Origin of the sequence: Vibrio jasicida CAIM 1864 = LMG 25398 (genome assembly GCF_000400365.1) — a bacterium.
GTDB lineage: Bacteria > Pseudomonadota > Gammaproteobacteria > Enterobacterales > Vibrionaceae > Vibrio > Vibrio jasicida.
This window is the reverse complement of the sequence record NZ_BAOG01000068.1, coordinates 95,283-120,787: the sequence shown is the minus strand read 5'-3', so window position 1 is coordinate 120,787 and position 25,505 is coordinate 95,283. Positions and strand designations below refer to the sequence as shown.

The following is a 25,505-nucleotide window of genomic DNA, read 5'->3' as shown; positions in this document are numbered from 1 at the left end:
CCCAACAAGGACTCCGAATACATTAGCGCAAACCAACTCCGTTATTACTTAATTGTAGTTGCAATAACGGGGCGGACCATACATTTTTATTCTTGAGGCATTTAGCTTACTAGGTAAGAGGCTTCTAGCAGGTAAGTTTTAGCATCGCCCAACAAAGCAAATTCTTTGTCGATAGCTTTAAAACGTTCATCAATAGAGTCCGTTGCCACAATTTGGCTAAAGGCCTTTACCGAGAAAGTTTCGTTAGACTTAAAAAACTGATGCACGTTTTCCAATTGAACTTTGTGGATGTGCTCCACCTTGCTTAATGCGGTGGTTAGATCTGAAATGTTAATCGACATTGCTGCTCAAGCGCCTTATCTATTGACCATGGGGTCATATGATTGGGTTTTATAGTTTTCGCTAAGGGTATCTCATGCAATGTGTCTCAAATATGATTGAGATCAGGGAGGGAGCATTTATTGTACATATCCGTCGGTAGGCGGGGGGCATTGGTGCTTATTTGCCGCAGTGACCATGAGACTGACGACATAACTCTTCTAGCCATTTGAGCTGGTATCTTCTCAACCTTTTTGGTGCAAAGTATTTGGTAAGCCAAGTCATGCCACCACGTTGTGTGCTTTCGGTGACAATACTGCAACCGGTTTTGGTTGGTTCCAACACCCACGCGTGATACATATCAACGCCGCCTTTTTTCCCTTTCCAAGCCAAGCGCTGATGCTGTGTGTATTCGACAACCGTACAATGAAAGTCTAGCCAAGAGGCTTTCCAACGAAACATGGTGTTTTTGCACAATGTGCTGTCGCCACTTAGGATCTGCACCATGGTTTTTCCGTCTCGCCATGCGGGCCATTCATGAGCACGAACTAAGTGTTGCCAAACAACCTCGGGAGGTTCAGGGATTTCGATTTGGCTACGCACATGAATATGAGAATGTTTGGGATGATAATAATCCGGCCAGATAACTTCCGGTTTGTTCATCTAAGCAACACCTTATGACACTCGTTCTTATTAGCTTAGGAGAATCCGGTACGAAGTGCCGAAACACTTCGCCCTAAAGTGATTAAAAGTACAAACCAAGACCGATTAAGAAGCCGTGCGAGGCGGTATCGTATTCAAAGGTTCCTTCGTTTACGTAATCAACCCAAGTGGATTTGTAAGCGAGGTTAACGTCTGACCAATCATTAATGTGGTAACGCAAACCAAATTGGGTCGCATAGGTAAAGTTGGTGTCTTTACCTAAACCGGCATCCAAGCTGGCATGAAAGCGCCAATCTTTGGTTAGGTCATTGATCCATCTAACACCCATTAGAAAATCAACCCAGTCTTCTTTGATGTTGAGCCTATCCACCAGAATGCGGTTATCGTTGCGGTAAACCTTGCCCTTGATGTCGTTATCCCACCAACGTAAGCCAAACATGTAATCGATCATGCCGAAGGAGTAGGTTTCTCGCTGAAATGCTTTTGCTTCTAGAACGCCTTGGCGGATCTCCAAATCAGCACGATAACTGACATTAGGGAGAATACCTGACAGGTTATTTACGTCACCACTGAGATCCATAAAACTGTAATCGATGTAGTAACCCCATTTGTTTTGATATACCCCTTCAAGTCTTGCCATAGCACCAATGTCGAGATGATCCATGATGAACTTTGGATCGACATCGAGACTGGAAGAGAAGTTACCCATGGTGGTATCACCATTGATATTTAAGGCGAGCATGTAGATCTCGACACTGTGTTGCCAGTTGCTTGGTGAGGATTGCGTATCTTCTGCTATTGCGCTTGGCGCCACTGCAAGCGAGGAAATAAGGGCGATAGAAGGGAAGGTCATCTTAGCCATATCAACGTCCGTGTTTGTAATCGTTATTAAATGAATTGCACAAAATTAGCGTAGAGCATGGATTGCAGTAATTCAAAATCTCAGGTTTATGGATAACTTTCTTTTCAATTCAGTGTGATACCAATTCTCTATGATCGAGCTAAGATCTTTTTGTAAATAACACTAGACCGACCGGTTTGTATTGTGTATTCTTTGACCATCGAAGAGCGTGGTAACGCGTTCAACATTCAACGTCGATGGAATGACATTTGACGGAGAATCCCAGATGAAAATCGAAAACGTCCTGCTATCCGGTTTGTGTATTTTGGCGCCTTTATTGATGTTTGCTTAAAGACACACAGGCTTCATCAAGCCTCTTTCAAAAACGCATTAGCTATGCAACTTGTTTAATTTGTTAATTTAACTACGCTGTATGTGAAACAGCGAATCAGGAGACGTCATGAAAATTCAAAGTATTTTTCTTCTCTTAGCTGCGGCAGGTCTTACCCCAATTGCACTTTCTTATGGTTTTTCACCAGTTGACTCGCTCTCATTTTTATTTGGGATTGATGTGTCCTCGGTGAACGTTAGCCACATTTTTCGAGCGGTTATGGGATTGTATTTAGCGCTCGCTATGTTTTGGGTAATGGGGGCGATGAGCACCAAATATCGTCTACCTGCACTGTATAGCTTGGTCATTTTTATGTGGGGCTTAGCGATGGGAAGGCTCTTGAGTTTGCTAGTAGACGGAATGCCGCATTGGTTGTTAGTCGTGTATCTATTTTTGGAGTTCGGCTTTGGCTTGGTGGGGCTGAAGATGATCAGAAAAGAAGAGCAAACAGCATAAGGAAAATCTATGAAAGGGATACTTCGTCGTATAGCGCTAGGATTGGCTTCATTGATGTCCTTCGCTGCAACTGCAGGGCAGGGCCAACCCAATATCTTCGTGATATTTACTGATGATATTGGTGTCTCTAACGTCAGTGCTTATCACCGTGGGTTGATGAGTAGCCAGACGCCAAACATTGATAGCATCGCTGAAAAAGGCATGCTACTTACCGATTATTACGCCCAGCCATCTTGTACTGCTGGGCGTTCTGCTTTTTTAACTGGGCAATTACCGGTAAGAACAGGCATGCACACTGTCGGCTTACCTGGTGGTCCTGTTGGGCTTAACCAAAATACTCCAACTCTGCCTGAGTTACTTAAAGAGCTTGGCTACGTCACAGGGCAGTTTGGAAAAAACCATTTAGGTGACCGCGATGAGTTTCTTCCAACTATGCACGGCTTTGACGAGTATTGGGGTTGGCTTTACCACCTAAACGCAATGGAATACACCGAAGATCCTGATTGGCCGAAGGATGAAGCTTTCCAAAAGTTTGCGCCACGTAATGTCATTCATGCGAAAGCCGATGGAAAAGGTGGTCAGTCGATTAAAGATGATGGCGCTCTCACCATTGAGCGAATGCGTACTCTTGATGATGAGGTCAACAAGCATGCGATCGATTTTATTGAGCGTGCGGTGAAGGCCGAAAAACCTTTCTTTACTTGGTACTGCCCATCAAGAGGTCATGTATGGACGCATCTCTCTCCGAAATATGAAGCGATGCTTGGTACTAACGGTTGGGGATTGCAAGAGGTCGTAATGAAAGACCTCGATGACCACGTTGGAGAAATGCTTGCGAAGCTTGAAGAGCTCGACGTTGCTGACAACACCATAGTGATCTTCACCGTCGATAATGGGCCTGAGATCATGACATGGCCAGACGGTGGTATGACGCCATTCCATGGTGAGAAAGGAACAACATGGGAGGGTGGGGTTAGAGCGCCTTTCTTGATCAGTTGGCCTGAAAAAATCCCAGCAAATAAAGTCAGCAACGGTATGTTTGATGGGATGGATCTACTGCCGACGTTGGTCGAAGCTGCTGGTGGCCCTGCTGATTTAAAACAGCAAATGCTGAAAGGTTACAAAGGCCACAAAGCACACCTTGATGGCTACAACCAAATGGAAATGTTAACCAACAACGGCAAATCTAATCGCAATGAAATCTTTTACTACGAGCGCGATAAACTGCAAGCCGTTCGTGTGGGTGATTGGAAAGCACATTTTGTGGTACAAAACCACGGTTGGAGTGGCCCGAAAGAAGAGTTGAATGCGCCACTGTTATTCAACCTACGCCAAGATCCTTATGAACGAGCGGAAGAAGAATCCGGTATGTACTTAAAATGGATGGGGCAGAAAATGTGGGCCTTTGGTCCTGCCCAAGCCGCTGTTCAGCAGCATTTGGAAACCTTCAAGAAGTGGCCTCCAGTGACGCCAGAAACACCTGCAGAAACCGTCGGTGGAGTCGGAAATTAGCATCACCCATCTAATAAACATAAAGCCAGCGAAATGCTGGCTTTGTTGTCTTTATTTTGATGATTTCTACTGACGTGTTGCACTGTGTTTTGCCGAGTATGTGAGAGGTTCTGCTTACTCGCTTAGCAGCTTGATGGTGGTTTGCATCGCATCATCTAAAATTGCGCGATCTTTTTGCATTGCCGCAAGCAAGGTATAACCCAACCACAAGCTAAACAGTGTTTTTGCTGTTTGTTCCGGTGCAGACAAACAAAGCGTGCCTTCTTGATTGCTGCGCTCAAAGAAAGTCGTCATTATCTCAATCATTTTCTTAGTGCCGACAGCCATTTCACTTTGCATTTCAGTGTCGTGACCAGAAACTTCACCAGCGAGTTTGACGACCAAGCATTGAATACGAAAGTCGTCGGTTAACTTCACCACACACCAATCATCAAAGTAAGCTTGTACGCGTTCTTGCGGCGTTTTTGTTTCATCTGAAAGGAAGCGGCCTAAGCGTTCGAGATGCGTTTCAAAGTAGTCGTGCAGCAAAATCGCACCGAAGTGTTCTTTTGATTTGAAGTAGTGATAAAACGACCCTTTAGTACCTTCTGCTTCGTTAATGATCTTCATTAAACCCACACCAGCAAAGCCGTGTTCATTGATCAAATGCAATCCGGCATCGAGTAACGCTTGTCGCATGTCTTTCATTCTTTATCACTCACTAAAAGGGCAGGGTTACAGTGTATCGGGAAAATAAGGGGAGAAAAAGTCGCCCACTCAGAGAACTGAATGGGCGAGGAGTGTTATAGCTGAGCTGCGATTTGATCTGTCAGGTTGTTCAAACCTACCGATAGTGCATCGACAAGTGCATCGTAGCCTTCATCTTGTAAAGGCATACTGATTTTGACCGGTGCACTGGTCTTCACTTTGCCGTTAGCATCAACAATGAGCCATTCGCCTTCGATCTCAGCGTTGCCCTCATAACTGCCATTGAACTTGCTTAGTGACAATTGAAGCTTGCTTTCGCCACTCTGGTCGAGCAGGTTATTGACGTCTACCGGCCAGTATTGAGTTTGTTTGCCACGCAGTTCATCGATTACACGTGTCGTAATTTGCTCAGAGATACTGTGCGCCCACTGATTATGTTTCGCTTGGATGATCTGGGTCTCTGAAGCGCGATACACTATGCCACTGTCGGCAAGATAGCTTGCTAATTCAACTGGGCGAACCACAAGTTGTGGACGCTGTGCAATCATGGTGTCGCTTACCTTTGCTGAGCTTGCTTCCGGTAAGACATACAAAGCGCCTGTGTCTTCAGGAGCGCTACTGCAACCTGCCAGAAGGGCAGAAATCAATAAAAGTCCGCGTTTCATTATTTTTGTCCTCTAACTGGGATTGGGTCGTTGACTTCATCTTCGCCAAATACCAATGAATTTGGTTTTTCGTTCAACTGCTTAAGGACTGGTTTGAACTCAGTCATTACTTGTTCTAGCTCTTTCAGCGTCGACTCCATTTCACTGTACATGGTGGAGTTCGGACCGTAGCCATCTAATGTTCTTTGCAGCTGTTCTAGGCTCTTACGAATGTCGGCTGGAATCGCTTTGGTGTCTTCTTGGTTGAGAAGACGATCCACACTGCTCGCAACACGCTCTGCTGAAGCAAGCGTTTTTTCCGAGTTCTTCAATGTCTTGTTCAGTGAGTTCAACGTGTCTTCCATTGGTAAGCTGTTTAGCTTGGTTAGGAAGTCATTCACTTGGCGTTGAACCTGAGCAAAGCCACCTTGTTTGGTTGGGAAGACATCTAAATCTTCAAATTGGCTCGGCACGTAAGGTTCATCATCAGGATAGAAATCCGCATCGATATACAGCGCACCCGTTAACAAGTTACCCGTTTTCAGCGTACCGCGAAGACCTTTGGCAAACTCTTCTTTTAGCTTCTCTTTGAACCTTGGCAGTTGGCTTGATGGTAAATTTTCATAAACTCGGCCAAGCTCAATACGTACAAGCACTGGGATTTTCTTCGCGGAGAAGTCTTCTTCTGGCGTTGGCATTCGCATAGGCACTTTGATAACGGTACCAATGCGTAAACCACGGTATTCAACCGGTGCTTTAGCTTTCAGACCACGAACAGACTCTTCAAACATCATCACAAACTGAATGTATTCATCGTACATGCCTTCGCGCACTTGTTTAACATCATCGAACAAACGGAAGTGTGTCATGTCTTCTTTGAGCTCATCTCCTGCGCCCATTCCTGGCAGGGTATCGAAGGTTACGCCGCCCGTAATCATGCTTTCTAGTGAACCGAACTTCACCTCAAAGCCTTCTGCATTAAGCTGTAAATCGACACCTGAGCTCAACCAAAAATGAGTTTTGGTACGCACAAGACTGTCATATGGCTTGAAGATAAACAGTTGGTACAAAGCGCGACGAGTGTCGACATCGAAACTCGTCGTTTCAACTCGACCCACGGTAAAGCCTTTGTAGATCACTGGGTCACCAACGCCAAGTTTTCCGGCTTCGCGGTGTGTCAATACAATGCGTAGACCTTCTGCGTCAGGGGAAGCGACAGGTGGCACATCGAGAACATCAAAATGCTCTTTTTCGACCTGAGAATTGCCTGGTTGAAGTTGAATGTAGGCACCAGATAACAGGGTTTCTAAACCTGACACGCCCTCACGACCAATACGAGGCTTAACGACCCAGAACATGGAGTCTTCACGCAGCATGCGTTTCGCGTCTTTGTTCATTTGTGCTGTAGCGATGATGTGGTCATAGTCTTCGCTGAGTTTAACGTCAGTAACCACGCCCACTTTTACGTTCAGTGCTTTGATCTCTGTTTTACCGACTTCAATACCTTCTGCTGTTGGTAATTTCAGTGTGATCTCTGGCCCTGTGCTGTTGATGTATTGGAACAGCATCCACGCTCCCATCGCTAACGCAAGGATCGGAATGATCCAAATCGCAGAGACCTGCTTTTGCGGTTTTATTTGAGCGGTTGCCTTGTTCTCATCACTCATATTTGGCTTTCTCATTTAAGTTATTAGTCATTGGCTCCTGCGCTTCGTTTTGTGGTAATTGCCACAACAAACGCGAGTCAAAAATCATTGCAGAGAGCATGGTGAGTATGACCACAGCAGCAAATGAAAGCGCTGCTGGACCAGGGTAAATCGCCATTAGGTTTTGCAACTGCACGAGCGCAACCAGAATAGCGACAACAAAAATATCAATCATCGACCAACGACCGATAAATTCTGTAATTCGGTAGATTTTCAAGCGTGAAATACTTTCTTCAGGAGGCAAGTATTGTGCTTTTTGAGCGTTGAAATACAGCCAAGCGAGTGCCAACATTTTTGCCATTGGGATAAACACACTGGCGAAGAAGATAACCGCTGCAATAGGGTAGGAGCCCAGTTGCCACAGAAGAACCACACCTTCCATGATGGTCGAGCCTTCGGAATGACCGAGGCTCACTGTGTACATCATTGGATAAAGGTTCGCTGGAATGTAGAAAATGATTGCCGCAAAAAGTAAGGCCCATGCTTTCTGCATGCTGTCTGTAGGGTTGTATTTGTGTATTGGGCTATCACAACGAAGACACTTTTGATGTTTTTTGTCTTCAATAGGGTTGAGTTGATGACAGGTGTGACAACCAATGTGGTTTTCATTGTGGTGCGTATCACCTTCTTTCACATTTGGCAGTTCAATCGCAGGAATGAAGTGTCCCCACAGCCAGCTCTTATCGACCATTGAAATACATTTCACGACCAGCACGGTGTAAACACAGAATGCCCAAAACGAACTACCCATGCCAATCTCAGCCAGTGAGGCGATTTTAATTAAGCTCACTAAGACACCGATCAGGAATACATCGACCATCAACCATGGTTCAACACGGAATAAGATCCGGCATAGGGTTTTCGCCATGCGAATCTGCTTCTTACCTAATGGATGCTTGAGTGACTTCAAGGCTTCAAGGTGTAAAAACAGAATTAATCCGACGTAGATTGCGGGCAGCACCACGACGGTCGCCAGAAGCAAAGCCCCGAGTAATGCGTTATGAAACTCGGCTAGCATCTTAGCGGCATGCATCAAGGTAATCTCTTGAGATAAGCCTTGAACACTGAATGACATAAACGGGAATGAGACACTTAAAACTAAGGTGATCAAGCAAGCCACCGATACAGCAATGACGCTTTGATACGGTTTCGCGTTCACTTTGGTAAGCGAATGTTCGCAACGAGGACACTGCGCTTTTTGACCTTGCTCGATATCTGGGATACGAACGACCAAGCCGCACTCCTCACAGGAGACTAATTGACGTGAATTGGGTTGAATGCTCATTCAGTTATTATTTCGTACTTTTAATCACTAAGAATAACCCTTTTTCAAGATATGCGCTTGTTTTTGCGGGGATGTTTTACAAGCTTCTTACCTGTTTAATAGAAAAAACCAGCCGGTGAGGCTGGTTTGAGGTTATTTGATATTGCCAACAGAAGCACGTCTGACCAGAATTGGCATGAACAATTTGTGTTCTGTGCGTTCGGCTTCTTCGTTATTTACTAACTGAAGTGATAGTTTGACCGCTTCATTTGCCATGACTTGAATTGGGTAACGAATGGTCGTTAGGCGAGGGTAAATGTAGCGTGCGATATGGCCATCATCGAATCCAATCACCGACATGTCCTCAGGAATACGGATGCCATTTTCTTGCAGTAACGTCATGCAACCTGCGGCCATATAGTCATTGTAGGTAGCAACAGCAGTGATGGGCGTGTTCTTCGCCATCAGGTTTACCATGCCTTGCTCACCGCCGGTTTCGTCTGGCTCGCCGTATTCGATGTATTCTTCACGAATCTTGATGCCGTTATCTCGCAGAGCATCAAGATAGCCGTCGCGGCGATCGCGTGCATCTTCAATATCATGACCTGAGCAGATATAGCCGATGTGTTCGTGTCCATTGCGAATCAAATGCTCAGTGGCAATGTAAGAGCCTTTTCGGTTATCCAACGCAATACAGCGTGAAGCGATGTCTGGCACGATACGGTTGATCAACACCATGCCCGGAATTTCATTGGCGAGCGTGGCTAACTCGTCATCTGTCATGCCTTTGCTATGCACGACCAAAGATTCACAGCGGCTGTTGATCAGCAAGTTGATCGCGTTGCGCTCTTTCACGGCATCATGATAGCCACTGCCAATCAGAAGCTGTTTCTCTTGCTCACTGGCAATGGTGTCGATGGCTTTGACCATGGTGCCAAAAAAGGGCGCAGAAACGTCGTTCACCAATACCCCAATCGCGTTGGACGATTTACTGACCAGTGCGCGCGCATTGGCGTTCGGGCGATAGCCTAGTTTCTTCATTGCTTCTTTGACGGCGACAATCGCGGATTCACTGGTGTGTGGGGCGTCATTGATGACGCGAGATGCGGTTGCAATGGATACGCCAGCTTCTTTTGCGACGTCTTTGATGGTAGCCATAGGGAACTCAGGATCTGAAATTTGCTTCATTTAACAATGCACAGCGGATGAACTCAAACACCCAATTGAGAATAGTGGCGGTGTATCAAGGTTTTAAAACAAAAAAAGCGAGCTCAGGTGAACACGCTTTTAGTCGAATTGAAGTTACGCTTTAATCTACCGTAGTTGGCGGGAAGGCTTTGCTGCCTAAAATATGACCATTCACCTCTTTGCCGTAGTACCCTTGGTGGTTGTGGTACTTCGCTGCATTTGCTTGCAAATCACCTTTGTAGCGAGGGTCTTGTGGTCGTTCATGGCTGTTGACATAAGCCGCGACATCCCATGCCTCTTGTTTACTCAATTGAACGCTTTTGCCCAAAGGCATGTTCTCGTAGATGAAATAAGCCGCAGTGTTGATTCGGTGCATGCCTGCACCCCAGTTGTAAGCGTATTCGCCCCACAAAGGTGGAATGTAAGAGCGGCCGTTTTCATCGTGAATACCTTGACCACTTTCTCCATGACAGGCCGCGCAGTTATCAACGTAAACTTGCGCGCCACGCTCTGGTGAAGGATCAAGCTCTGGATTGTCAATTTTTGGGTAGCCACGGCCTGCTAGGTTGCCACGTTTATCTGTAGGCAAAGCGTTAGCGATTTTTTCTGGCAACGGAAAGTCTTCTGCCTTACCGCCCGTCAATAATTGTTCAGTGCTGATGGCAGGAACTGGCTCATCTTGCATACCGTATTGGTCCAATAAGCCTCCCATTGCTAACCAGTAAGCATAAGCGCTGAGCGCCTCTAGTTCTTTTGAGTCTTTTGCTGGTGGCTTACCATTCATCGAATAGGTGAAACAGCCTTGAATGCGGTCGGCGTAACTGTTTACTTTGTCGTTCTTTTTGCGATAAGCAGGGTAGGCCATATAAGCCGCCCACAGAGGCGCGGCGTTGGCTTTACGTCCGGCTTCCATGTGACAATTCACACAGTTTTGTTCGTTACCCACATAACGTCCACGCATTTGCTGCGAGTTCACAAACAGTGAGTAGCCGTATTTTACTTTCTCACCAAATTCGTCGTTTTCGATGGTGCTTAAATCGCGAGGTTTAAGGTACTGCGTGTCAGCGTGCTTTTGTACCGCTGGTAATTCGGTTTGGCGATCTGGCAGTTCATGGTTTGCTGCATCACTGGCGTGTGCAAGGGTAGAGATGCTTGCAAGCAGTAGGGAATAAATCAGTTTCATTTCGACTCCTCATAACGCAAAGAAGCGAAGTAGTAAGACAAGTTTTTGATTTCTTTATCGGTGAGCTTTTTCGCAATACCACCCATCATATTGAGCGGGTCACCGCTACGTGTGCCGTTCTTCCAAGCATGAAGTTGGTTTTGTAAGTAATCGGCTTGTTGGCTCGCAAGGCGCGGGAATTTGTCTACGCCCATACCACTTGCGCCGTGGCAAGTTGAACAAGCGGGAATGTTTCTATCCCAGTCTCCTTGATAAACCAGTTTGCGATAGGGGTTGCTGATATCGGCTTGGTCTCCGCGCTGCTCAAGGTCGGTAAATTCCCAAGTCGGCAATTGAGCAAAATATTGCAGAACTTCTGCACGAAGTGTTGGGTCGCTAAGCTCATCGGCCATGCCTTTCATGATGACATTGTGGCGTTTATCGCTTGAGAAGAGTTCGAGCTGGCTTTCCATATAGCCGGCATTCAGTCCGGCAAGCATAGATGCGATACCTGCTTGGCCTTTACCGTCGACACCATGGCATCCGGTACAGATCTCACCGTGTTCGGGGAGTGGTGCAGAATAGGCTGCGAAAGAGGCGGCACTCAAGCAAAGCGCAGCCAAAGATAAGTTACGAAACATGCTGACTCACATTTGATTATTATTTGAGCGCATTATTGTGAGTATTGTTATTAGTTGTGGCTATTGTGGAAATCCACATAAATCCTGTGGAGAGGCATTGCGGCTTGCTGCAGAAATAAAAAAGGCTTCCTCCCTAAAAGGGAAGAAGCCTAACAAATGGTGGCTGAATCCGCTTACGCTTTGCGAATCTTCGCTGGCAGAGATTGACGTGCCGCCGCACCAACTACCCAATCCAGCATCACGCCTTTACCTTCACGAGTAGGGTCAATCAAACCGACGTCGTTGATGTTGACGCCATCATTGCCGCTGGTTTTCACTGGTTGTTGTTTATCACCAATCCAGTGAGCACGCTGACCTAGCTCTGTGTGGCCAAAGCCATGTTCAAAACCGAGCGTACCTTGGCGAATACCAGACATGACCATTGCAAGCGCTGTGGTGCTGGCTCCTGGAGTTTCAATCACGAAATGATCGCCAGTTTGAATGCCAGCCGCAGCGGCATCCACTGGATGGATGTAAACAGGGTTAACGCCTTTAATCGAGTTCAAGCGTGGTGACAAATTGGATACCGCGCTGTGAATGTTCGATTTAAAGTTGGTCAGGCTGAATGGCCACTCGGCTTTCGGGTACTGAGTCTCAAGTGGTGTGCCATCTGCGAGCTTTTGTGGATGCCAAGTCGGACAGCCACTGTAGAACTCGCCTGTCATGGTGTTTCTTGCGCTGCCAACACGCTCGTTCCAAATCGCGACAGGGCGCGTCCACTTGTACTTCATTTGCTCACCTTTGTAGGCTTCTGTGGCATTTTCAAAACGGCCACCACGAGCAAAAATGTACGCGACGCGCTTCATCTCATCTGGTGTTAGTGCTTTTCGCATGCTTGGCAGTAGGCGCTCAAGACCAGACCAAGCAATGTCTTCTGCACTCACTTCCGGAACGCCACCTTTCACGTAGGCAAGGTTGGCTGCTGAGCGAAGATAGAAGTCTTCAGCAGAGTGAATACCGTGCAAACGACCTTGCGTGTCTTTGATGGCGTTGTCACCAAAGCCGCCTAGCTGCATCTTTTTGGCGATATCAATCAGGAAGTTCTCCAGACAAATACTGCGACCATCGGCGGTTTTTTCTGTGCGCGCTTCCACGATTGGCCAGCGAGCCGTTACTGCTTTTACTGGAACATCATGCCAAGGTGATGCCATGCCCCAGCTTTCGTAAGTGACGGTATCAGGCACTATGTAGTCCGATAGTGCAGTGGTCTCGTTGATGAAGGCATCGACAGAAACAATCAAACCAAGTTGCTTTGGATCTTTTAGCTTGTCTTCAAGCAGCGTTTTTAAACCCGGTACCCCATAAATTGGGTTCGCCATATGGTTGAGCCACGCTTTTACTCGGTATGGATAACCATCGATCGCTGCCGATAGATGCTCGGTAAGCAAAGGCGCTGCAAACGGATACCAAGGTGCACGAGTTGGGTAAGGGGATTCGCCTGCCTCCACGCGACGTTTGTATTCGCTGGTTTTCTGATAAGGGAATTTGCTGCGTGAGAGGAACACGCCTTTTGGTCCCACTTTGCCTTCAAACTTAGTGAAGTCGTAGCGAGGGCCCGCGGCAGATGTCGGATAACCGCCTGCTTTCGCCATTGCGCCGCCTTTCATGTTGATGTTACCAATCAGAGCATTAAGCATCATGATGGTGAAGGCGTTGTAGAAACCGTTGGTGTGCATGTTGCCGCCGTGAGTATCAACCACCGCTTTAGTGCCATGACTGGTAAAGCGTTTTGCTAGCGCGATGATTTGATCCACAGGGATCTCACATTGCTCGCTGTAGAAGTCCAGATCGTATTTAAACGCTTCTTCTTTCAAACGTTGCAATGATGACTTAACGCGAACGACACCAGAAGCCAGCTCTACATCTTGGTCGACAAACAACGATGCTTCACCCGCCTGCTTGTGTACGCTCAACTCGCCGCTTTGCGCATCGACAATCACGTATGGATCTGTTTCTGAAAGTGCTTCCCCTTCAAACGGCATGCCCATTTCAGATGCACGTAAGAAGTGCCCGTGACGTGGGTGAGATTCATCGCTGATCACAAGGTGAGTGGCATTACACCAATGTGCCGTGCCCGCTCTTTGCATCGCCGTTGCTCCTGGCTGCGCAAGGAAGGTTTTGTTGTAGCGTTCGTTGGCGATGATCCACTGAATCATGCCAAGAACCAAGGCAGAATCGGTGCCCGGTTTAATTGGCATCCAATGGTTGTTGTCACCTGCGGCAAGGCTTGATGAACCTGCTGGCAAGCTCGGCGTGATGATGGTGTATTCCAGTTTGCCTTCGGTGCGCGCTTTGGCTAGCTGACGAGCCTGACGTTTGAACGGGTTACCCGCTTGTGCTGGTGACATGCCAATAAAAATAACGTATTCGGCATTATCGAAGTCTGGCTTTAAGTGAGCATTCTTATCCAAATCGTTCATGAAAGCGCCGCTGCCTGCGCGGAAAGCGTAGCCACAGTAAGAACCATGATGGCCGAAGTTACGTGTGCCAAAGCTATTAAAAGCAAAACGTTTGAAGATGTCGTCACGGCCTTCGTTACCGGCGTTGGTCATCAACAGTTGGTTGGCCTTCGGGCCATATTCTGGGTTTTGCGAATCAACAGGCGCCGTGAGGTCACGAATGTCTTTCAAACCTTCAACATGACCTTCGCCAAACAGATCGCCACCGTTGACGACTTCGTCCACCAATTGCTCGTAGCTGATCGGTTCCCATTTGCCTTCACCACGTTTGCCCACACGCTTCAGTGGTTGGGTAATGCGATAAGGGCTATTACGAATTTCCATCATGCCGTTACCGCGAGCACATGCTGTGGAGCGGCCTTCTAAACCGTTTTCCCCCGCCAAGCTCAAGTACGCGTCTTTTACAGGCGTCTCAAATGGTATGTGCTGCTGATGTGATAACGGGTGGTATGGGTTGCCCGAAATGCGCAGGATCTCGTCGTTACGATTGTCGATACGAACGCGCAAACCACATAGGCTCCAACAACCAAAACACATTGATGGCGCAACGCGCTGATTTGGATTCGGGATTAAGTTGCCCTTGTCGTTCACCTTGTATTCGGGCTCCAGTGAGTTGCCGTGGTGAATATCACGGGTTTTCTCACCCGCAGTGCCGTGAATAGCACCTTCTACCATGTGTTTTGTGGTGGTTGCGTAGCCCGCAGCAAAGGCTCCAAGCCCGCCCACTGTAAGGCCAGATTTCAAAAACTGACGGCGTTTGTTATCCATAATGAAATCCTCTTAGATCAGTGTTGAGTTAGGGTTGAAGGAGCCGATTCACGCTTCGGTTGAATCAGTTCGGAACCAAGTAATGCCAGCGCAATCCACAGGCCAAACATGCCGATGATGCCGAGCAGACCATTATTGCCAATTGGTAAGTCGTATGGATATGGGCCAACATCAAACTTAGCGATGGTTTGTACTTCCATCATGGTGATCCAACGAACAGTCCACGCTGTGGTCAGTGCCATCCCAGACATGAATAACACTCGAATGAAGTGACGGTTGGTATCGCGCAGCGTAAACAGTGCAAGCAGCACGCTACCCAGCAGCAAAGACGTTAGTAATGCGATGTGCTGTACCCATAATGGAGAAGCGTAAAGGGATGAACTGGCATTGTTAGAAGCCCAGATAGGAATCAACAACAGCGATAATGCACCACTAATTGCCGTCGTCTGGCGCAGTAAACGAGTATCTCCGAAGGTCAGGCGATCCGACTTCGATGGAATCAAAAGCCAAATAAGTAGGGTAAAGCCGACCGCGCCGATAAATGCCGTGACAAACCAAAGCACAGGCGATGCAGGTTGATGCCACAACGAACGAGATTTCACGATGGCGATTTCAGCGCCAGTGTAAAGCGCAATGGTGAGGCCAGATAGGACGGTCACAATCGACGCTGCCATCATCAGCTTGCGGCTAGTTTTCCAACGGCCTAGCGAGAGCTTCGCAAGTAGCGGAAATACCTTACCCGGTTGGTTCTCTAGGTTGATCAAATCATTACGCAGATATAACCATGCCGTTGCCACAGCCAAGCCAGAGAACAGAGGTAAGAACAACGAACCTAATGACATCCAAGACCAAGGGGTGAGATGTGCGTAGAAATGCCAAGCACGTCCCGGCTGGTGGAGATCGCCTGTTAACGCGAGCGGACCAACGATCGCGCCAATCGCCAAAGTCAGCACCAAGGCTGCGCGCAGACGATGACTAGTGTGAGATTCAAACAACAGCGCGATTAAGAATAAGATAGCCGCCGCATAAGCTGAGCCGATGTAGAAGAAATATTGCACTGCCCACGGAAGCCAAGCGATGGCCTGAGGCTGTACCAGCACTTCGGTTATGTTCATGCTTTTTCTCCTTGTGGATCGTAAATCGCAGGCTGACCTTCAATGTGTTGAGTGAAGCGTTCATTCATGCCGATGTAGAACACGTGCGGTTTGGTGCCCTCGTTTGGTTTAAGCACTTTGATGTCGTCTTGGTGCTCTGTCATCAAGCGGCGAACTTCGCTGTTCGGATCGTTGATGTCACCAATCACGCGAGCACCACCGACGCACGTTTCCACACAAGCTGGCAGCAAACCTTCTTCAAGGCGATGTGCGCAGAAAGTACATTTGTCCGCAGTTAGCGTCTCTTCGTTGATGAAGCGCGCATCGTAAGGGCAGGCTTGAACGCAGTAAGCACACGCCACGCAGCGACTGTTATCGACCATCACGATGCCGTCTTCTCGTTGGAAGGTGGCTTGCACCGGACAAACAGCCACACACGGTGGGTTATCACAGTGGTTACACAAGCGCGGCAGCATGAAAGATTTCACTTCTTCCGTTGCAGTTGAGCCATCATCAAGGGTGACTTCATACTGTTTTACTGTGGTTCGAAACTGGCCAATAGGGGCTTGGTTCTCGATGCTACAACCGACAGTACAAGCCTGACAGCCAACGCATTTACGCAAATCGACAACCATGGCGTAGCGTTTACCGACTTGGCCTTTTCGGTCGGGTTCATTGTTGTTTCTGATCACCGTGCCTGCTGTGGCTGTGCCAATTCCGGCGATCGGAATCAGCGCAGCGCCTGCGGTAACGGCACTGAGAAAACGGCGTTTGGTGGAATCCATAACTCACCTGCTAAGATTGATTAGAGCTTGTTTTCATTGTCAGAATTGCAGCCCTTTGCCGATATAGTGGATTTCCACATACCGAGAGCAAAGTTGATCTAAAACAAATGTGGATTCCGCTATGTTGCTGTTATTCTGATGCTCCCAATACCGAGGATTAAGAAACAATTCATGCTGAAAAAATCGCTAAACTTCATTCGCTTATGGATTGTTTTCATCAGTCTTATATCCGGCTGCTTCACGGTTTCTTTTGTACATGCAGCATCAACACAAACATTAGATTCCAGCGCTTTCTCTAAACCGCAAGTCGATGTAGGTGTGCTAGCCATACGTGGCCATTTATATGCGGAGCAGCGTTGGCAACCGACGATTTACTGGCTCAATCAACAGATCCCTGAAGTCCGATTTGTTCTCCATCCGCTAGATCTCGATGGCATGACCAAAGCAGTCGAAAACCAAAGCATGGATTTCATTCTCACTAACCCCGGACAAGCAGTGCGTTTGGGGCGTCAGTACGCGTTGTCTTGGATAGCGACGTTGACTAGCCAAGCGCCAGAAAACTCAAATTACGGCATTGGATCGGCGCTGGTGGTGCGTTCTGATTCGCCTTATTCCACACTCAATGATGTGTCCGGTTTGCCGATTGCAGCGGTGTCAGAGAAAGCCTTTGGTGGTTACCTCACACTGCGTTATCAAGTGATAGAGAAAGGGTTAGATCCGAATGACTTCTTCTCGGACGTGCGCTTTTTAGGTTTCCCAATTGATGCCAACCTCTACCAACTGCGTGACCACAATGTGGAAGCTGCGGTGGTTCCAGCTTGTTTGGTTGAGCAAATGGAAGGTGAAGGGCTATTGGAAGACGGGCAACTGCGGGTTTTAAGTCCGCTTAAACTTCCTCAAACCGAGTGTGCAGTGTCGACGCCCCTATATCCAAATTGGTCCTTTGCGAAAACGGAGCGTGGATCGTCTCAATTAGCCAAGAAGATCAGTCGAGCGTTACTTGCGATGCCTGCCGATAATCCCGCTGCGATTGCTGCTAAAGCATCCGGTTGGACATCACCAGTCAGCTTGTTGTCGATAGATAAACTCTACCAAGCGATGGACTTGCATCCACTGCAGCAACCTTGGTGGAAAGAGGCGCTACGCTGGTTGCGTTTCCATCAAGAATGGGCGTGGGTGTTGTTTCTGTTTGTGATTGTGTTGAACATTTACCACTTTTGGCTGGAATATCGTTTCAGCAAGAGTAAACAAGCGCTAGAGAAAACCTTACTGCGTTTAAAAGAGAAGAGCGAAATGCTAGAGCACTCGCAACGAGTGGCTATTGTGGGCGAATTAGGCAGCAGTCTTGCGCACGAGATAAACCAACCTTTAGCGGCGATCCGAAACTACAGTGAAGGTGGCTTGTTGCGGTTAGCTAAGAAGCGTCCTCATGAGGATATCGTGCCGGTATTAGAAAAGATCCAGACCCAAGTAGAACGCGCCGATGCGATCGTTTGTCGCCTGCGAACCTTAATTAAAAAGCGCAGCGTCGACATGGCGGCGTGCGATGTGGAACAGTTGATTTCTGATACGGTTGAGTTGCTGAATTTCCGCTTGCAGAAGCAAGGCATTGAAGTAGCTCGCAGCACCGAAGGACAATCCCAATGGGTCGAAGCTGATGCCGTAGGTCTGCAGCAAGTGTTGGTGAACGTGATGAACAACTCGATAGATGCTTGTGTGATGTACGCAGAAAATCATCCTAACAATTACCAAGGCAAAATTGCGCTTCACACGGATTATCAAGCCCAAAGTATGTCGATTCGAGTGTTGGATAACGGTACGGGTTTGGAGCATGAGAACCCAACCGCCGCCTTTGTGAGTACAAAACAGGAAGGGTTAGGGCTGGGCCTAGCGATCTGTCGTGATGTGATGGAGATGCACGGTGGTGAATTCGTTATCCAATCTACTCAGCCACACGGTTGTTTGGTGGTATTGACCTTGCCGTATCAAACCATGAAAACCGCCAATACAAAACGCAACGAAGAAGAGCAAACAAAAAGAAACACAGGAGAAGTGAATGAGTGACAAGCAACTGCCCGTATTTGTGGTCGACGATGATGAGTCGGTGCGAGATTCGTTGGCGTTTATGCTCGAAGAACATGATTTCTCTGTGACGACGTTTGCCGATGGGCAGGCGTTTCTCGATGGCGTGGATATCCATCAAGCAGGCTGCGTGATTCTGGATAGCCGAATGCCGAATCTACGTGGCCAGCAAGTGCATCAAATCCTCAATGAAGCTAAAAGTCCACTGGCGGTGATTTACTTAACCGGACATGGCGATGTGCCAATGGCGGTGGATGCGCTGCAAGCTGGTGCGGTGAATTTCTTCCAAAAGCCAGTAAAAGGGGATGAACTGGCACAAGCGATTTTGAAAGGCCAAGTTCAATCTGCGGCGAATTTGGATATTGCGGGCGCGAAAGCTGCGTATGAATCACTGACGCCAAGAGAGAAAGACATTCTGCGTTTGATCATAGCGGGTAAGCGCAATATTCGCATTGCCGATGAGTTGTGCATTGCGATGCGAACAGTGGAAGTGCATCGCGCAAGTCTGTTGAAAAAGTTCTCGGCGAAAACCGTGGCAGAGCTGGCTTACATCTACGGCAAACTTGCGCAATAAAACAGGCATAAAACTTATGCTCAAATAAAAAATCCCCAAGCCGAAACTTGGGGATTAAGCCACACTGACGTGTTTTGTGTTTAGGGTCTCAATCGATTACTGAGCAGGTTTAAACGTCACTTTGTAAGTGTATTGATTGTCCGTTAACTGGAATTCCTTGTGCACACTTGGGCTCCAAGAGTCATCACCGCCAACGCCCATGTGTTTATGATCTAGGCGCACGTAAATCTTCTCTTCTGCGACCAAATCGTTGGTGTGTTTCGCGGCTGCTAAGTGTTGCTGAGCGTACTGACTCACACTGAACTGGAAGTCACCCGAGATCTCTAGCTCATTCACCTTCAGCCATTGCGTACCACAGCGCAGACCGCTGTCGGTTGGGAAAATGTATGGCGTGTGCATTTGCTCAAGTGTTTGTGTGTGCTGGCCGAAGCGCGCCGCTGCCAAACGGTCAGGGTAGTTTTCAAACGGACCTAAGCCTTGCCATGTGATCGGAGCATTTTGCTCATTCAACGGCAGTTCAAATTCCAAACCGATGCGTGGCATTGGTGGTAAATCATCAGCCAATTTCACGTCGACAGATAATGCCATCTCACCGTTATTGCTCAGGGTGTGCGTCCAAGTCGTGATCGCTTGTACTTCACCATTAAAGTGGTAAGCGAACGTCGAAGTCACCTTCACCGCATGCGCCAGAGTTTCACCGTGGCAAGCGACACATTGGCGCTCCCACTGGCCAATACCCGCCATGTCCCAACGACACATCCAAGCGTTTGGATCGACGTTGTCGATTTCGCTCACACCGATGTCGTTATCCAGTGGCGCACGGAAGAAGTTATCTTGTGGTGCCGCGAGCATTTGTGCTTCACCATCGACACGCCAGTCGGTCATCAAGCCAGTTTGGCTATCCCAACGCCATTGATGTTTTTCATCCAAGCTAGACACCAAAATGGCGTTGTCTTGCTGCGTTAGCATTGGCGCTGGTTGCGTTTCCAATGTAGGTAGAGCAAGGCCTGCTGTATTGCGTAGCACCATTTGCTCAGAAGCGACTAGGTGTTCTGCGTCAGCCCAAGGCGTTGCAGCAATCAGTGTAATGTCGGTATTTAAGTGATATTGCGCTTCCGCTTTTGGCGTGAAGTTAAGGGCAATCTCAATACTTGCTTGGCTGTCGGCTTCTACATTAAGCGTGAGCGAACCCGTTTGGATGACTTTGCCATCTTCCAACAGAGACCAGTTCAATTGCTCATTATCGGTCGCGCGGAACAAGTTCTCGTTCGTTACCAATAATGTACAAGCGTCCTTGGTTTGTTCTTGCAGTGACACAGTGATCATGCGTTGGCAGTATTTTGCTTCTTCCAACGTTGGATGAACCGTGCGATCTGGGAAGATCAAACCATTGATGCAGAACTGACGGTCATTGATTTCATCACCAAAGTCGCCGCCGTAAGCCCAGAAGTGTTGGCCGTTTTCATCCCATTGGCTCAAGCCTTGATCCACCCAATCCCAAATAAAGCCGCCTTGTAGGCGAGGGTAATCACGGAACGCATCCCAGTAATCATTAAAGCTACCCAGACTGTTGCCCATCGCGTGTGCGTATTCACACAAAATCAAAGGACGAGTTTCGTTTGGTAACGACACCCATTTCTTGATTGCCCATTTAGGCACGGCTTCATCTTCAATGACCGTGTTCACGCGCGCGTACATTGGCGCAATGATGTCGGTTGCTGTGGTGTTTGAACCGCCGCCTTCGTACTGTACTGGGCGAGACGGGTCGTAGTTTTTAGACCAAGCGTACATGGCATTGTGGTTGCTGCCGTGACCGGATTCGTTACCTAAAGACCAGATGATGATCGAAGGGTGGTTCTTATCGCGCATCACCATTTGGGTGTAGCGGCTCATGTAAGCGTGCGCCCATTGTGGATCGCTCGATAGGCGGTTCATTGGCTGCATGCCATGAGTTTCGATGTTCGCTTCATCGCACACGTATAAGCCGTATTGGTCACACAGTTCGTACCAACGAGGGTGGTTCGGGTAGTGCGCCGTGCGTACCGCGTTGAAGTTGTATTGTTTCATCAAGCAGATATCGCGGATCATGTCTTCTTCCGTCATCACATGACCAAGCTCTGGGTGATGTTCGTGACGGTTCACGCCGCGGATCAACAAAGGCTTACCGTTTAGCTTCAATTGGCCATCGGTGATTTCGACTTTACGGAAGCCCACTGGGTACGCTTCGCTTTCTAAGTGCGCGCCGTTTTCATCCAACAGTGAAACGACTAAGCGGTAAAGATTCGGTGTTTCCGCCGTCCATTTCTTTGGCTCGCGTACGTGCAATGTTTGGAATACCACGTCATCCCATGTGCCACGTTCGTCAATGCGACGGTTGTGCGGACGGTCGATGCTTGGCTCTGTCACGGCTTGTTCGCCATCAAACAGCTGCACTTGAACTTGGTAGGTGTCCGGCGCAGAAATCGAAGTCACAACCGACAGTGAACCATCGCGGTAACACGCGTCTAAATCCGGTGTGATGAACACATCTTCAATGCAGTGTTGTGGTTTAGACAGCAAAGTTACGTCGCGGAAGATACCACTTAGCCACCACATATCTTGGTCTTCTAGGTAGCTGCCATCACTCCAACGAATCACCATGACGGCTAGGCTGTTGTCACCTGCCACAAGGTAAGGTGTTAGGTCGAATTCAGAAGGTAGGCGGCTATCTTGACTGTAGCCAACCCAAGTGCCGTTACACCAAAGGTGGAAAGCCGAGTTCACGCCATCAAAGATAATGCGCTGCGTATTGGCTAAATCTTCTGCTGAAAGTGACACGGTAGTGCGGTAGCAACCCGTTGGGTTATCACTTGGTACAAACGGCGGGTTTACTTCGAATGGGTATTTCACGTTGGCGTAGATAGGCTTGTCGTAACCTTGCATTTGCCAGTTTGAAGGGACTGTAATCTCATCCCAGTCTTTGTCATTGAATTGTGACTCGATGAACTCGCCGTCAACTTGCTCTGGCGCATCAAACAGTTTGAATTTCCATTGTCCGTTCAGCGATTGACGCTGGGCTTGAATACCGTCGCGGGCATGGTCAATATCGCGGAAACTGGAAAGAGGGCTGTGAGCCTTAAGACAGTGAATGTTCACTGATTGCGGGTTTTCCCAGTCGCGTCTTTGGAGAATTTCTGAAAATGCCTTCATGGTTTTCCTACTTAACTTTTTGTTTCTAATCTTGTTTCGCTACGGAGTTTGAGCCCGTAGCGAGAGTGTCTTTGGTCTTGTTGTGAAGCGTTATTTTGCTAATTGCTTCACGAGATAATCTTTTGCTTGGGTAAAGCCTTGCTCAGCTGCTTGGTTGGCAATCGCCGCAGCTTGTTTTACATCATTGTCTTTGAGCGCTGCATCAATTTGAGATTGGTACAACGTCCATTCATCTTGTGCTTCAGGCGATGCGGCAGGGGTTAACTCTGCTTTTGCGGTGTCGTTGGTTTGTGTGCCCAATTCCGCCAAAAGCGTTAATACCGCGTTGTTATCAGAGGCACTCGCCGTAACATCAATAACGCCAAAAGGTTGGAACTGAGCAGTGAGCGGAAGCTGTTTACTGCCAATGACGTTTTGTGTTTCTGCATAAACTTCTTCTGGATGCTTACGAGTCAATTCGGTGCCAAGCAGTGTCGAATCTGAAGCGATGACCACGTATTTCGCGCCATTAAGTTGTGGGTTCACCGTGATCAATTGTTCAACACGTTCTAAGCCGCGCATGCCCGTTGTGTGGTAGTTAAAGTCTTTCGTCGAATAATCGGTTAGAAGCTGCCACTTCGCGTCATAAATAAGAACGTTCGCAGCAAATAACGCATTGTTATCAACATAAGAGCGAACAAGTAGCGAGAATGGCGTGTCAGAAGTGATTTGATAGCTCATCACCGGGAGCAGTTTGGATGAAGCAGAATCTGAGGAAAGTAAAACCGCACTGCTCAAGCTCGGCAGATTTGCATCCATAACCACCTGCTGGTGGAAAGGAATCGATAGGGCAGTCAGAGGCAAAGCATCTAACGTTGAGCAACATTGTGGTTGGCTCAAATCGGTATTGAAGGTTTGCTCTGGTAATCCACTGCACGCGCCAAGAGACAGAGCCATGAATAGAGTTGCTAGCGGTTTTAGTTTCATCTGCGTTGTCCTTTGTGGGGTGAGCGTATTACTCACCCCGTTGGGTTCATAAATAGTAGCGGGTTTGGATTACCACCATGTTTCGACGTTAAAGCCGAAGGTGATTTCGTCGATGTTTTGTCCACCAGTACTGCGAGCATGGCCGTAGACTTCACCGCCACGGTTCCACTCATCGGTTTTATCTGAGTAGGTCGCGAACAAGCGTAGTGATGGACGAGCCCAAACGCCTTTGCCTGCTTGGAACATTTGCGCCACCGTTACTTTGTACATATCGTTGGTGCCAGCGCCGTTTTGTGCTTCTACTGATTCGTAGCCAACTTCAAGTGCAGTTGCCATGTATTCTGTCCAGCTGTACTGAGGACGAGCGCCTACGCTGAACCATTTCTCACCTTCGTTGTTATCCAGGTTTTTGTCTTGGTAAGCGATGGAGTACATCACTTGGAAATCTTCATTCACGTTAAGATCGCCAGAGTTGAAAATACGCCAGCTGTAACCATCGTGCTCAACACCAGTGTTGTATTTACGGTTTGAGCCACCTTCAGCACTCATCAAACCGCCCGCAAGGGCATCTGTTCCGTATTGGAAAGCGAATGTGTTTGAACCATAGTTCCAAGCTTGACGGTAAAGTGCAGAAAGCATAGCGCCAGAAGTGGTGATGTCACTTTCGTCATAACTAGAGTTTTGCGTGAACACATAGTTCAAACCGACCGTAAGATCTGCACTGTCGCTCAGTTCAATGCCGCTTAAACGTGCGTCGATGTTGTGTAAGCTGCGGCCATCTGCGCTAGAGTTTGGCGCCATCCATGCGATGTGACCTTTAGCAAAACCAAGATCCCAGTTTTCAATACCGATACCTGTGCTTGATGTGTCCCAGTATTTAATGTCGATCATGTGCACTTCATGACGGCGGTAAAAACGTTCGCCCGCCCAAACGGTGGCATCCGCTTGGCCTTCAAACAGCCCATGACCTGCTGACCACATTTGGATCAAGCTAACGTCTCCCCAGCTTTCGCCGCTACCAAGGTAAAGTGTGGTATCAAAGTACGCGTCGCCTTGTTGCCAAACGTCGGCTTTGAGGCCCGCTTCCCACCAGTTCAGTTCGTTACCCAAACGGTAGTTACCGTAACCTTGACCAGCACGAATCACATCGTTGCGTTCGCCTTTGCCACCATTGTGTTCATCGTTATCGGTGTAAATGTTGCCCCACTTGGCGTAGCCAAAGTAAGTGATGTTCTCCACTGCAGCCATACCAGCAAGCGGTGCTAGGGCGAGGGTTAACCCAAGCGCTCTTACAAGCGTCTTTTGTTTCATGAAGTGTCTCCATTCTATTTTATGGATTTATTTTTTATTGGTTTGAGTCCTAACTCGCTGCGCAGTGTAAATAAACTCTGGAAACGTTTTCATGATGGGGTTGGCATTTTTGTCGTAATGAGGGCTTTATTACTATTTTGTGTGATTGCGATCTCTTAAATTGAGGTTTTAAGTGCGATTTTAGATTGATTTATGACCGTGTGAATTGGAATCGTTTACTTGGGCTGGATGGTGTTTGAGTTGGAAGATGGAAGTTTATTTTATTTAAGATGCTGATTTAAATTGGTTTTTATCTAAGGAGAGGGAGCTGTTAGGAAGAAGAGGAAAGAGAGCCCAATTGAAATCAACTGGGCATGTGAGACAAGGAAGCATATACAACAAGTGGTTCGCGGGCGCACTGCACACGAGCATTTGCGGTATCGTCAAACTGGGATTTTGAGTTAGGACCCAAGAGAGACACTTCATAAAGAATCTCGAAGCCTCAAGAATACGGTTGTCGGTTAACCACTTCAAGAGGTGATGAGTTCAACTGAGCGGTCTGTAACCTTATTTATGATTTTGTCGTTGTAAGGTGATGAATTAAATAACGAAAAATTCTTTATAAATCAGTTTGGTATTCGAATTTACGTGCAGTGCTTTAAAGAACTCAGTAACCAAAGAATCTGAGTTTTTTGGAGCTGATCGCTGCGTAATATAAGAAGGAATAAGGTGTAGCGGGCGATGGCACAAGTTTGAAAAATTAACTGTAAACGTTTCCATGATTTT

The 25,505-nt window shown here is 47.7% G+C and carries 20 protein-coding genes; 4 read left to right on the top strand and 16 right to left on the bottom strand.

What is annotated here, in order from left to right; translation table 11 throughout:
• Positions 1–101 precede the first annotated feature (101 nt).
• From VJL_RS19580 to VJL_RS19570, 3 genes are all read right to left on the bottom strand, one after another.
• Positions 102–341 carry a hypothetical protein gene (locus VJL_RS19580; protein WP_038880670.1) on the bottom strand — a complete coding sequence of 80 codons (240 nt, stop codon included), beginning with the start codon at positions 339–341 and terminating at the stop codon, positions 102–104.
• Between the two features lie 157 nt (positions 342–498).
• Positions 499–981: an SRPBCC domain-containing protein gene (locus VJL_RS19575; protein ID WP_038880668.1), complete on the bottom strand. Its 483-nt coding sequence runs from the start codon at positions 979–981 to the stop codon at positions 499–501.
• A gap of 82 nt (positions 982–1,063) precedes the next feature.
• Positions 1,064–1,843 (bottom strand): hypothetical protein, encoded by a 780-nt coding sequence (locus tag VJL_RS19570; protein ID WP_038880666.1) that lies wholly within the window; start codon positions 1,841–1,843, stop codon positions 1,064–1,066.
• Positions 1,844–2,282: 439 nt separating this feature from the next.
• On the opposite strand from VJL_RS19570, the gene VJL_RS19565 reads away from it, so the two are divergent.
• Both VJL_RS19565 and VJL_RS19560 read left to right on the top strand, forming a co-directional pair.
• Positions 2,283–2,669, top strand: a complete 387-nt coding sequence (locus tag VJL_RS19565) for a DUF4345 domain-containing protein (protein WP_038880664.1) — start codon at positions 2,283–2,285, stop codon at positions 2,667–2,669.
• 9 nt (positions 2,670–2,678) lie between these two features.
• Positions 2,679–4,181: an arylsulfatase gene (locus tag VJL_RS19560; protein ID WP_038880662.1), complete on the top strand. Its 1,503-nt coding sequence runs from the start codon at positions 2,679–2,681 to the stop codon at positions 4,179–4,181.
• A 114-nt stretch (positions 4,182–4,295) separates the two neighbouring features.
• On the opposite strand, the gene VJL_RS19555 is transcribed toward VJL_RS19560, so the two are convergent.
• From VJL_RS19555 to dsrO, 10 genes are all read right to left on the bottom strand, one after another.
• The gene (locus tag VJL_RS19555) at positions 4,296–4,868 is read right to left on the bottom strand and encodes a TetR/AcrR family transcriptional regulator (RefSeq protein WP_038880660.1); all 573 of its coding nucleotides are present in this window, start codon (positions 4,866–4,868) and stop codon (positions 4,296–4,298) included.
• A 95-nt stretch (positions 4,869–4,963) separates the two neighbouring features.
• The gene (locus tag VJL_RS19550; protein WP_038880658.1) at positions 4,964–5,533 is read right to left on the bottom strand and encodes a PqiC family protein; all 570 of its coding nucleotides are present in this window, start codon (positions 5,531–5,533) and stop codon (positions 4,964–4,966) included.
• On the bottom strand, positions 5,533–7,179 hold the full coding sequence (gene pqiB, locus VJL_RS19545) for an intermembrane transport protein PqiB (RefSeq protein ID WP_038870551.1): 1,647 nt from the start codon (positions 7,177–7,179) through the stop codon (positions 5,533–5,535). The genes VJL_RS19550 and pqiB overlap by 1 nt, the downstream gene beginning before the upstream one ends.
• Positions 7,172–8,503 carry a paraquat-inducible protein A gene (locus VJL_RS19540; protein ID WP_038880656.1) on the bottom strand — a complete coding sequence of 444 codons (1,332 nt, stop codon included), beginning with the start codon at positions 8,501–8,503 and terminating at the stop codon, positions 7,172–7,174. The genes pqiB and VJL_RS19540 overlap by 8 nt, the downstream gene beginning before the upstream one ends.
• Before the next feature lie 132 nt (positions 8,504–8,635).
• A complete protein-coding gene (locus VJL_RS19535; RefSeq protein ID WP_038880679.1) occupies positions 8,636–9,640 on the bottom strand; it encodes a substrate-binding domain-containing protein in 1,005 nt (334 codons plus the stop codon).
• Between the two features lie 151 nt (positions 9,641–9,791).
• Complete coding sequence (locus tag VJL_RS19530; RefSeq protein WP_038880654.1) at positions 9,792–10,853, bottom strand: c-type cytochrome; 1,062 nt, start codon at positions 10,851–10,853, stop codon at positions 9,792–9,794.
• Entirely contained in the window at positions 10,850–11,473 is a 624-nt protein-coding gene (locus VJL_RS19525) for a c-type cytochrome (RefSeq protein ID WP_038880652.1), read from the bottom strand. The genes VJL_RS19530 and VJL_RS19525 overlap by 4 nt, the downstream gene beginning before the upstream one ends.
• A gap of 173 nt (positions 11,474–11,646) precedes the next feature.
• Positions 11,647–14,739 carry a tetrathionate reductase subunit A gene (locus VJL_RS19520; protein ID WP_038880650.1) on the bottom strand — a complete coding sequence of 1,031 codons (3,093 nt, stop codon included), beginning with the start codon at positions 14,737–14,739 and terminating at the stop codon, positions 11,647–11,649.
• Positions 14,740–14,756: 17 nt separating this feature from the next.
• Positions 14,757–15,854 (bottom strand): NrfD/PsrC family molybdoenzyme membrane anchor subunit, encoded by a 1,098-nt coding sequence (gene nrfD, locus VJL_RS19515; protein WP_038880648.1) that lies wholly within the window; start codon positions 15,852–15,854, stop codon positions 14,757–14,759.
• Positions 15,851–16,618, bottom strand: a complete 768-nt coding sequence (gene dsrO, locus VJL_RS19510) for a sulfate reduction electron transfer complex DsrMKJOP subunit DsrO (RefSeq protein WP_038880646.1) — start codon at positions 16,616–16,618, stop codon at positions 15,851–15,853. The genes nrfD and dsrO overlap by 4 nt, the downstream gene beginning before the upstream one ends.
• A gap of 171 nt (positions 16,619–16,789) precedes the next feature.
• Between dsrO and VJL_RS19505 the strand changes: the two genes are divergently transcribed.
• Both VJL_RS19505 and VJL_RS19500 read left to right on the top strand, forming a co-directional pair.
• Entirely contained in the window at positions 16,790–18,682 is a 1,893-nt protein-coding gene (locus VJL_RS19505; protein WP_038880644.1) for a sensor histidine kinase, read from the top strand.
• Positions 18,675–19,274 (top strand): response regulator transcription factor, encoded by a 600-nt coding sequence (locus VJL_RS19500; protein ID WP_005438923.1) that lies wholly within the window; start codon positions 18,675–18,677, stop codon positions 19,272–19,274. Before VJL_RS19505 ends, VJL_RS19500 begins: the two co-directional genes overlap by 8 nt.
• A gap of 96 nt (positions 19,275–19,370) precedes the next feature.
• Here VJL_RS19500 and VJL_RS19495 read toward each other — a convergent pair whose 3' ends face one another.
• The 3 genes from VJL_RS19495 to VJL_RS19485 all read right to left on the bottom strand — a co-directional run bounded on the left by VJL_RS19495 (position 19,371) and on the right by VJL_RS19485 (position 24,740).
• On the bottom strand, positions 19,371–22,463 hold the full coding sequence (locus VJL_RS19495) for a beta-galactosidase (RefSeq protein ID WP_038880642.1): 3,093 nt from the start codon (positions 22,461–22,463) through the stop codon (positions 19,371–19,373).
• A 90-nt stretch (positions 22,464–22,553) separates the two neighbouring features.
• Positions 22,554–23,429 carry a MalM family protein gene (locus VJL_RS19490; protein WP_038880640.1) on the bottom strand — a complete coding sequence of 292 codons (876 nt, stop codon included), beginning with the start codon at positions 23,427–23,429 and terminating at the stop codon, positions 22,554–22,556.
• A gap of 69 nt (positions 23,430–23,498) precedes the next feature.
• Positions 23,499–24,740: a carbohydrate porin gene (locus VJL_RS19485; protein WP_038880637.1), complete on the bottom strand. Its 1,242-nt coding sequence runs from the start codon at positions 24,738–24,740 to the stop codon at positions 23,499–23,501.
• Positions 24,741–25,505: the final 765 nt, after the last annotated feature.